Source organism: Oceanospirillum maris DSM 6286 (assembly GCF_000422865.1).
In the GTDB taxonomy this organism is placed as follows: Bacteria; Pseudomonadota; Gammaproteobacteria; order Pseudomonadales; family Halomonadaceae; genus Oceanospirillum; species Oceanospirillum maris.
Genome location: NZ_AUGW01000027.1, coordinates 36891 through 46816, shown reverse-complemented (window position 1 = coordinate 46816; position 9926 = coordinate 36891). Strand labels below are relative to the sequence as shown.

Genomic DNA, 9926 nt, shown 5'->3' with positions numbered 1-9926 from the left:
TATGGAGAAAAGTGATAGAAAACAAAGTGTTAACCGTTGCCGAGAGACTTGCTCTGTGACAACGAGGGCAAATTATACCCACAAACTAAGAGAGTGCAAGGCTTTATTTCGAATTAAGCCCATTTACTTTTATCCATATCGATCAAGGTGCCCTGATTAACAATTCTTCATCTTAAGAAACTTGCTTTCCACCACCGACCTTTTAATCTAGGCTTTCAGTTGACAGTGAGGTTGTCGTGATCCGTATTCTCTTCAAATTAAAAGAGTCAGCCCTGATACCGCTGCTTTTGCTTATTATCACTATCCCGATCGCCCACTTCGGCTATCAAGCACTTTCCCCTACGGTAAGGGACCTTTTTTCGTTAGCGCCTTATATCGTTTTTACTGCCGCAATTACATTGAGCCTAATTTATGGGCGTCTGCGGATTCTTATGACACTACTGATCTTAGCGACTGCGTATTGGAGTTACACGACATTATTAAGCAGTGTAGGCCAGTCATGGAGTAAGTTCACCATTGAGATGGTTTTTAATGCCGTCACTATTCTGGGGCCTCTGAATATTGTGCTCTTTGCTTTTTGGCAGGAAAAAGGATCTCTGGTTACAGACCTACCCACAAAGTTAATGACCCTGGGTGCACAAATTTTTGCTATCTGGTTAATTTGTGAATACCAACACCAACCAACACTCTATTTTTTAACTCAAATGGTATGGCCTGCACTTCATCCTGATTGGGTTAACATGTCACCTATTGGTTTTTACTCGTTTTTCTTTTCAATGCTGGCGATGCTTGGCCTATTATTCTGGCAACCATCTACTATTAATGTGACTCTTTTTTCCGCCCTGATTATTCTCTTTATTGTCAGCCAACAGATTTTAATTCCCGGTTATCTTTCTGTTTTTATGTTTTTAGCAGGAGCTTTACTCGTTGGAGCCATTGTCCATGAAACCTTCAACATGGCTTTCAAAGATGATCTTACAGGCTTACCTGGCCGCCGCGCCCTAAACGAACAACTGGCCAAACTTGGTAGAAATTACACTATCGCTATGATGGACGTGGATCACTTCAAGAAATTCAATGACACCTATGGTCACGATATAGGAGACCAAGTTCTTAAAATGGTTGCTGCTAAAATTCGCAGGGTGACAGGTGGTGGCAAAGCCTACCGCTACGGCGGCGAAGAGTTTACGGTTCTATTTTCCAATCGTGATGTGCAATATACACTGCCTCATTTAGAAATAGTCCGAGAAGAAATTGCTAATTACGCCATGAAAATACGTGACGACAATCGACCAGAAGATGATAAAAGTGGAAAGGGTCGACGTGGAACGAAAAAAACAGACCCGTCCACTGTCTCTGTAACGATTAGTATTGGAGTCGCACAAAAAGAAGGGGCTAACAAAACCCCAGAGCAAGTCGTTAAAGCTGCTGATGATGCCCTATATAGAGCCAAACACGGCGGACGTAACAAGGTAAGTACTTAATGACAGGTCGATTGATAGTCACACCCTTTAATACGGATACACTTCTGAATGAACCATTACAGATTCGAGAGCCTTTAATTACTTGCTTCAACTTACCCCCTCGCGGGTTTGTTAGCATTATCAAACAAGGTATTGTCGATATTGAGCTGTGTAACGGTTATTGGGGTTATAGCCCTCAATGGCTCAAGATTCTTGAAAACAGCCCTTATTCCGCAAGAGTCGAATCTCTGGACGAAAAGCCCATGTTTCGAGACGCCTTACAGCAACGCTGCCTTATTCCTGTATCAGGCTATTATGAATGGCAGCAATATACCCGTCATAAGCGACCATTTGCGGTGCGCCGCCCTGAGAATAGAACCTTTCTTTTAGCGGGTATCTTAACGCGTTATGCAACATCTGACGTAACCGGCTACGACACCTTCGCCATTCTGACACTGCCAAGCAATCAAATGATTGGGAATATATCCGAGCGTATGCCTGTCATCATTCCAAGGGAGGAAGCAACTAACTGGCTAAGTCCTAATGCAGATTTACAATCCTATCTAACGGCTGTTGAAAATGACTATCTTGATTACTACCCTATTGCTCCCTTGGTAAATAATCCCGCTAATCGCTCCCGTGCTGTAGCCGAACCTAGCGGCCATCGATTTAGATTCTCAACCAGTACGCCTGACTCAAATTAGAGCTAACTAAATCACGCATAAACATAGAGTCGTCGATAAAAAGCTTTCAGAACGAGCAACTTAACGAACCCTCAAGCTATGCCAAGGTCTTAAGCTATACCAAGATCAGTAGCATAAGAATATTGATCGTCTACGGCGGATCTTCCGTTTGAACAAAAGCGAGCACTCCATGCCACCAATAATGACCAAACGATTAAAAATGCCAAAGAATATCTGGCTATCCTGTACGCTTATCTCATCACTCATGCTTACGGCTTGTAATGCTATGCCTACAAAAAATGCTACAACATCCTCCGCTCAGTCAGAGCAGCCGCCAATTATCGCGAGCCTGAATGATGAGCGTCGTTACCGCACATTAATGCTAGATAACAAACTATCGGTTGTTCTCGTATCAGACCCTAAGGCAGATAAAGCAGCCGCGGCAATGAATGTCGCAATCGGTAGCGGACAAGACCCTAAAGAGTTTGCAGGCCTTGCGCACTTTCTCGAACACATGCTTTTTTTAGGTACCGAGAAATATCCTGAAGCAGGTGAATACCAAAGCTTTATTAGCAAACATGGCGGCAGTCATAACGCCTTTACGTCTTATCGAGATACGAACTACTTTTTTGAAGTTGACAGCAATCACTTAGAACCCAGCCTTGATCGCTTCGCCCAGTTCTTTATTGCACCACTTTTTACTGAAGCCTACGTGAAGCGGGAAAAGAATGCCGTTCACTCAGAGTATCAATCCAAGCTCCGAGACGATGGCCGCAAACAGTTTGATATTTTAAAACAAGCGCTGAATCCAGAGCATCCGTACAGTAGCTTTAGTACTGGTAGCCTTGAAACGCTCAAGGATAAAGAACAATCTGCACGGGATGCCATGCTAGCGTTCTACCAAAAACATTACTCTGCCAACCGTATGTCCCTAGTGATTCTGGGTAATAATTCATTAGATGAGCTGGAGCAGATGGCTCGCAGTAAATTTAAAAACATCGAAAATCGCCAAGCAGATAGTTTTACAGTCTCGCAGCCGCTATTCATAAAAGACAGCCTGCCGCTACAACTGGATATTAAGCCACTACAAGCTCGCCATGCCCTGAAGCTACAGTTTCCGATGCCAGATACTTTAGCCGTCTATGAGAAGAAACCTGCCAGCTATCTTGCCAGCCTAATCGGCCATGAAGGCAAAGGCAGTCTGCTGTCTTATTTAAAATCACAGGGGTGGGCAACAGGCCTTTCCGCTGGAGGCGGCTTAAGCACAGGAGAAGAATCTCTTTTCTCAATCACGGTCAATCTAACCCAAGCGGGTTTTGACAATAACAAAACGGTTCTTAACGCAGTCTTTGGTTATATCAACCTGCTTCAGCAACAGGGCGTTGAGGCTTGGCGCTACGAAGAACAAAAAACACTTTCAGAGCAAGCATTCGCCTATATGGAACAAAGCGCACCCATTCACTTTGTCAGCTCTGTTGCCTACAACATGCCCCGTTATCCTATTGAGCAAGTGATCCATGCACCTTATGCCATGGAAGCGTTCGACGCACCCTTGATCAAAAAGTATCTGAGCTATTTAACGCCACAGAACCTTTTATTAACACGCATCAGCCAAGATCTAGACACCGACCAAGTGTCACCTTGGTTCAAAGGTGATTACCATCTTGCGAAGTTTGACCCTAAGCAGATAGAACCACTAACAAGCAATCTCTTTCAACTACCAGTCAAAAACCCTTTTATTGCCGCCAATCAGCAAATAAAAACCGAGCTGCCTGAAATGGCCATACCCATTAATCTAAGCCGCACACCATCGGCAACACTTTGGTATAAAGCCGACACGGAATTCAACACCCCAAAAGCACAGCAGTATTTTAGCCTACAGTCACCGGTTAGCACAGAATCAGCAAGGTCTGCCGTACTCACACAGATGCTGGCAAGCTGGCTCAATGAGTCCAGCAACGAGTTTGCTTATCCCGCCAGCCTTGCAGGGCTTGATTACACGGTTTACAAACATGTTCGCGGCATTACCTTTCAAGTGGGCGGCTATGATGCCAAACAGAATGTCTTGATTAAACGCTTACTCAATTCTCTGACCCAGACCGCCATTGATCATGAGCAATTTGCCCTCGTCAAACAGAGTCTAATCAAACGCTGGAAGAATGCTGATAAAGCGCCGCTTTATCGACAAGTAATAGGGGAAGTATCCTCTGTGTTGATGCAACCTAACTGGTCTGAAAAATCACTACTTGCTGAGATTGAGTCGTTGGAACCTGCGGATCTGGAAGCCTTCCGCTCACGCTTCTTAGCTAAGCTCCATATCCAGAGCATGATTGTTGGCAATATTACTCAGCAAGAAGCAGAAGCCACCTTGGCAGAGGTTTTTTCTGCCCTAGATCCTTCATTAACAGAAAGCCAGGTTCCACGAGTAAAAGCCTTAAGCCTTAAAGGACAAAAGCTGACCCACAAGCCTGCTTTGGAACATAACGATAATGCATGGTTGTCGTATTATCAGGCAGAGTTACGTCACGGGGACAGCCCTGAGCAGGATGCTCTTAACCAGAACCAGCAAAACGACCAACCACAAAGCTATCAACAGCAAGCAAGCTGGATGCTACTGGCCCATATTCTACAAAGCCCTTACTACCATGAGATGCGAACACAGCAACAGTTAGGCTACGTGGTATTTGCCAGCTACTATCCTACGTTAAAAACACCAGGCTTAAGCCTTCTCATACAGTCTCCTAGCCATAAACCTGAGGATATTGCTGAACGCAGCGATATTTTTCTCAAAGCATTTGCTGAAGAATTCGCCCAGATGAACGAACAGGAATTCACGGAGCAGCAAGCAGGGTTACTGGCAAAAATTCTTGATAGTGATGATCGCCTTCAAGCCCGAGCCCAACGTTTGTGGCGTGAAATGGCACAGGATGAAACCCACTTTGAACGTCGCACACGTCTTGCCAACGCGGTGAAAGGTCTAAAACAGTCGGATATTGCCGTACTCTTATCCAAGATAGCCAACGGCAAGACTGGGCGACTAACCATTGAGTATCAACCCGGCACGTCAGTATTCACTCAGGCGAACCGACTGAAAGCTAAGCTGCCTGTTATAGAAAACTAGCGTCGCCGTTAAAGGCAGAAATTAACCGATAGAAGATAAAAAAAGCGATAACACCCTGTGTTATCGCTTTTTTATTAACGGAGAGAAAGAAGTAACCGCAAGAAATTAGAGCTAGAAAAGGTGTGATGGCACCAATGATTCAACATAAAGTACCACATCCTCCAGAATATTCTGATCCCGTGACGACAACTCCGTTTGACTCAGCTCGATCAATCGTTGATTAAACTGCTCAGGTGTCAAATTACTAACGGCAGGATCATTAATCCGCTGCCAGCGATAGCTATCCCATTGTTCTTGCTCTTCGCCGGTTAACCCGCTTTTAAAGTTACGAGCCTTGTAGCGGAAAAACATTTCATCCAAACGCGGGTCTTGGAAGTTGGGTATAAGCTCTGGTAAATGATCCTCTGAGGTTTCTCGTATAATGTCCATCTGGTCTTTATCATGGCGGCCAAAGAAGCCACCCCCATACAACATCAAATCAGGGTCATCAGAGCCGAAACCGCCCTCAGGCTCCATGCCAAACACCGCCTGCAACTTAACCGAAAGGTCACCTAGGCCAGCTAAAGTTTGCCAATGGGCCTCACAGGTTTGACGGCTTAGGCCAGTCTTAGCCTCAACTGAATCATCAACCATGCTAACCGGAAGTACCACAGGGCAACGGTTGATATGAATAACTTTTAGAGGGATACGCGGGACATCTAAATCCGCCTGCGCGGTAAATACGCGCCGCTGAATCTCTTCAGCCGATAAGCGCCCTAACTCACTAGGATCGGCCATCAAATCGTAGCAGATAACCCCATTTTTATTAGTCGGATGTAGCGCTAGCGGAACAACAATAGCGGCATTACCTCGAGCAGCACCAAACATACCAGAGATATGTAACACCGGCTTACGGCGTGTTAGGTCAAGCTGATCGGAGACTTTATGCTTGCTACGCAGTTCAAAAAGGTGCTGATACAGCTTGGGCTGTTTATCTCGGATCAGACGCGCCAGCGCAATGGTTGCTCGCACATCAGACACCGCATCATGCGCGCCCTCGTGGACAATGCCATTGGCTGCAGTAAGATGCTCCAGTTTAAAGCTGGGTAAGCCTTGGTCATTTAACGGCCACTCAATACCCTCTGGACGAAGCGCATAAGCTGTACGCGCGACATCAATAATATCCCAGCGAGAATTACCATTTTGCCACTCACGTCCATAAGCATCATAAAAATTGCGATATAGCGTATGACGGGTCATCTCATCATCAAAGCGAAGGGAGTTATAACCCAAGGCACAGGTATTGGGTTGGCTTAGCTCATGATGAATATGAGCAATAAACGCCGCTTCCGGCAAACCATCCCGCTGAGCTTGCTGAGGTGTAATCCCTGTAATCAAACAGGCATCAGGATGAGGTAGAAAATCATCCGCAGGCTGGCAGAACCATTCAACAGGCTCTGCTACCTCATTAAGCTCTAAATCGGTACGAATCCCCGCAAACTGCGCAGGGCGATCCCGTCGAGGATCGGCACCAAAGCTCTCATAATCATGCCAAAATAATGTAGGCTGTGAACTCAAAACTCAGGTCCTTCTTTTTACCAGGGCCTGAAGCCCGCATTTGTATCCTAAATAAATACTGTACCCCGATGGGCATGTACCTAACTAGGCACTAAGAACGCGTTGCAGGCCAGGAAACATTTAACTCAATTTGGGTTCGCTGGGGTAAATTGTGATAGCTAATCTGAATATCCCCCTGATCGGACTGTGTATAACGCCGGATAACCTCTATTAGCTCACTTTGTAAGCGTGGTAGAAACTCAGGTTGATTCCGCTGCATACGATCTTGATTGATCATTATTTTTAATCGCTCGCAGGCCACATCTGCCGACGGGCATGCTTCTTTCTGAAAAAAACTACGTAAACGCTTCACCGTCGACCTCCAAACATCCGGCTGAACAACCCTTTTCGCTCAAAATCTATAAAACGCATAGGTCTGTCTTCGCCTAAAAATCGAGCGGCCATATCCATATATGCTTGCCCTGCATCACTCTCAGAGTCATGCACGACCGGTATTCCTTGGTTTGACGCTCTCAAAACAGCCTGAGATTCTGGAATAACACCTGAAAGAGGTATAGCCAGTATCTCCTCGATATCCTGTACCGACATCATATCGGCATGCTCAACACGCTCAGGATCGTAGCGAGTCACCAGTAAACAGGTGCGCACCGACTCACCTTGCTCTGCACGGCGCGTTTTTGAATCTAATAAACCAATAATACGATCTGAGTCTCTCACAGAAGAAACTTCAGGATTTGTCACAACAATAGCTTCATCAGCAAAATACATCGCCATCACCGCGCCACGCTCAATACCCGCAGGTGAGTCACAAAGAATAAAATCAAATTCTTGTTTAAGCTCATTGATAACGAGCTCAATTCCTTCAAACGTTAAGGCATCTTTATCCCGCGTCTGAGAAGCCGGCAGCATATACAGATTATCAACGCGCTTATCTCTAATTAATGCCTGACTTAACTTCGCTTCGCCGGTTGTTATATTAATCAAATCGTAAACAACACGCCGCTCGCAACCCATAACAAGATCAAGGTTACGCAACCCCACATCAAAGTCGATCAATACTGTACGATGCCCTTGCATCGCCAACGCAGTACCTATTGAGGCACAGCTTGTTGTTTTACCAACGCCGCCTTTGCCTGATGTTATAACGACTACCTTAGCCAAACGGCTTCTCCCCTTTATATAACCATCGAGTATTATAGCATTTTTGTTAAATAGCACCTTATTATCTGGCGCTATCTACTCGATAACGAGCCTACCATTACTTAAACGCACTTCAACAGGTCGTTCACTATCGTCCGGCCAAGCAAAAGCATCAAATGTTTGGAATGTACCTGCGATGGAAACCAACTCAGCTCGAATCTGCCGACAAAGCACCCCAACGGTACAGTCTCCTTGGGCGCCCGCGATGGCTCGCCCGCGCAAAGAACCCCAGATCTGAATATTGCCATCGGCAATAACTTCAGCACCTTCATTCACAGATCCAAGAATGACCAGATCTGCATGTTCTGCATAAACTTGCTGCCCAGAACGTACCGTCGAACGCACTATTTTTGTTGGCTTGCGAATCTCGCAATCCGTCTCTTTTTTTACTTCACTTAATCGACGGTCAGCCTGTAGAGGAAACCAACCCAACCCCAAAGCCCAAGCTGATCGCTTGATGGCATCTTGCGAACAGCGTACCGCAATAGGTATCAAACCATTTCGCTTACAAGTGTCTACGATCAACTCCAGAGCAACGGTTTCTTGTTTAAGCCGATCAAAAGCCAAAACAACAGGGGTTTGGCTGAAAAAAGCAGGAGCACGACGCGTTTGCTGTTGCAACTCCTGCTCTATGGCGGCGCAGTTTGCAGTCATTAACTCAAGGGTGGTCACCGTTAGGTTTCCCCCTTTAAACTGAAAGCTTGACGGTTGTTCTTTACTGTTTAATCGCACAACGCTCGCCCGTGTATTCGCTAAAAGATGAAAATTCATATGATATTGATCAATTATACAAGATGATCATCGTCTAGGCGTAAAAAAAGCCGGTCAATGCCGGCTTTTTTATCAAAACAAGGACAAATACCTAACTCATATGCTGGCCACCGTTAATAGCCAAGTTAGATCCAGTGATAAAACCCGCATCCTCTGCCACTAAAAAAGATACCGTGCGAGCAATCTCTTCTGGTTTGCCGAAGCGCCCAACAGGAATACCTTCCATAATTTGATTACGAATCGGTTCATCAATCTTCATAATCATATCCGTTGCAATAGTTCGTTTGCCCCATCTGTCCCTTCTGACCGTTAATAGAAGAAATATTAACAATACGGCCAAACTTCATCTCTAGCATATTATCAAGACAAGCTTTGCTCATATTGAAAACACTATCAAGGTTGGTTTGCAGGACTTGATGCCACTGGTCCCAACTCATTTTTTTCATAAAACCGTCACGAGTAATACCGGCATTATTAACCAGAATCGCAATCGGCCCCATGGTCTCTGCAATATGCTTGCACCCTTCTTGGCAGGAGTCAAAATCACCTACATCGATTTTCACTGTTACAAAGTCATAACCAGCGGCTTTTTCTGATTCCTTCCAAGCCTGTGCTTTTTCCTGGTTAGTCGATGCAGCAACAACACTATAACCATCATCAGACAAACGACGACAAATAGCAGTCCCTATACCACCTGTACCACCGGTCACTACGGCGATTTTCTTACTCATCTTTACATTCCCTCTGCTTGTAGATGTCTTTCTTGTACTCTCACATAACCTGTTTTACGGATTCACGGTGACAAAACCATGACTAAAACAGGGTTTCTGTCAGATACCTATATCTCTCGACGCAACCGCCAACCCTTATAGGCCTGACAAAACCACTTACAAGACGACCTATAACGCCCTATGTAATCTTTATTTAACAATTGTCGAAAAAACTTTTGACATTCAATCGTTTAAGTCTATAATGCAATGCATCTGATGCGGGGTGGAGCAGCCTGGTAGCTCGTCGGGCTCATAACCCGAAGGTCGTCGGTTCAAATCCGGCCCCCGCTACCAACTTCAGAGAAAGCCAGATTCTTCGGAATCTGGCTTTTTTTATGCCTGAGCACTTCATAACTAACCT

The 9926-nt window shown here is 45.3% G+C and carries 7 protein-coding genes, 1 tRNA gene and 1 pseudogene; 4 read left to right on the top strand and 5 right to left on the bottom strand.

The annotated features are described in order from the left end of the window. The first annotated feature begins 236 nt into the window (after positions 1–236). From G517_RS18825 to G517_RS18820, 3 genes are all read left to right on the top strand, one after another. On the top strand, positions 237–1484 hold the full coding sequence (locus G517_RS18825) for a GGDEF domain-containing protein (RefSeq protein ID WP_051206335.1): 1248 nt from the start codon (positions 237–239) through the stop codon (positions 1482–1484). Beyond that, on the top strand, positions 1484–2167 hold the full coding sequence (locus tag G517_RS0111180; RefSeq protein ID WP_028304482.1) for an SOS response-associated peptidase: 684 nt from the start codon (positions 1484–1486) through the stop codon (positions 2165–2167). The genes G517_RS18825 and G517_RS0111180 overlap by 1 nt, the downstream gene beginning before the upstream one ends. A 265-nt stretch (positions 2168–2432) precedes the next feature. Then, a complete protein-coding gene (locus G517_RS18820; RefSeq protein WP_169447910.1) occupies positions 2433–5267 on the top strand; it encodes an insulinase family protein in 2835 nt (944 codons plus the stop codon). A gap of 111 nt (positions 5268–5378) precedes the next feature. Here G517_RS18820 and sbcB read toward each other — a convergent pair whose 3' ends face one another. The 5 genes and pseudogenes from sbcB to G517_RS18815 all read right to left on the bottom strand — a co-directional run bounded on the left by sbcB (position 5379) and on the right by G517_RS18815 (position 9526). Next, positions 5379–6824, bottom strand: a complete 1446-nt coding sequence (sbcB, locus tag G517_RS0111170) for an exodeoxyribonuclease I (RefSeq protein WP_028304481.1) — start codon at positions 6822–6824, stop codon at positions 5379–5381. A 91-nt stretch (positions 6825–6915) separates the two neighbouring features. Next, the gene (gene minE, locus G517_RS0111165; RefSeq protein ID WP_028304480.1) at positions 6916–7176 is read right to left on the bottom strand and encodes a cell division topological specificity factor MinE; all 261 of its coding nucleotides are present in this window, start codon (positions 7174–7176) and stop codon (positions 6916–6918) included. Further along, complete coding sequence (gene minD, locus G517_RS0111160; protein WP_028304479.1) at positions 7173–7985, bottom strand: septum site-determining protein MinD; 813 nt, start codon at positions 7983–7985, stop codon at positions 7173–7175. The genes minE and minD overlap by 4 nt, the downstream gene beginning before the upstream one ends. A gap of 75 nt (positions 7986–8060) precedes the next feature. After that, positions 8061–8756 carry a septum site-determining protein MinC gene (gene minC, locus G517_RS0111155; protein WP_028304478.1) on the bottom strand — a complete coding sequence of 232 codons (696 nt, stop codon included), beginning with the start codon at positions 8754–8756 and terminating at the stop codon, positions 8061–8063. 130 nt (positions 8757–8886) lie between these two features. Further along, a pseudogene (locus tag G517_RS18815) lies at positions 8887–9526 on the bottom strand (SDR family NAD(P)-dependent oxidoreductase). A gap of 256 nt (positions 9527–9782) precedes the next feature. Between G517_RS18815 and G517_RS0111145 the strand changes: the two are divergent. Continuing rightward, positions 9783–9859 (top strand) — tRNA-Met (locus tag G517_RS0111145). The last annotated feature ends 67 nt before the right edge of the window (positions 9860–9926 follow it).

Coding starts and splice junctions, on each gene's coding strand:
- G517_RS0111180 (WP_028304482.1), top strand. CDS start 1,484: ATGACAGGTCGATTGATAGTCACACCCTTTAATACGGATACACTTCTG.
- G517_RS18820 (WP_169447910.1), top strand. CDS start 2,433: ATGCCTACAAAAAATGCTACAACATCCTCCGCTCAGTCAGAGCAGCCG.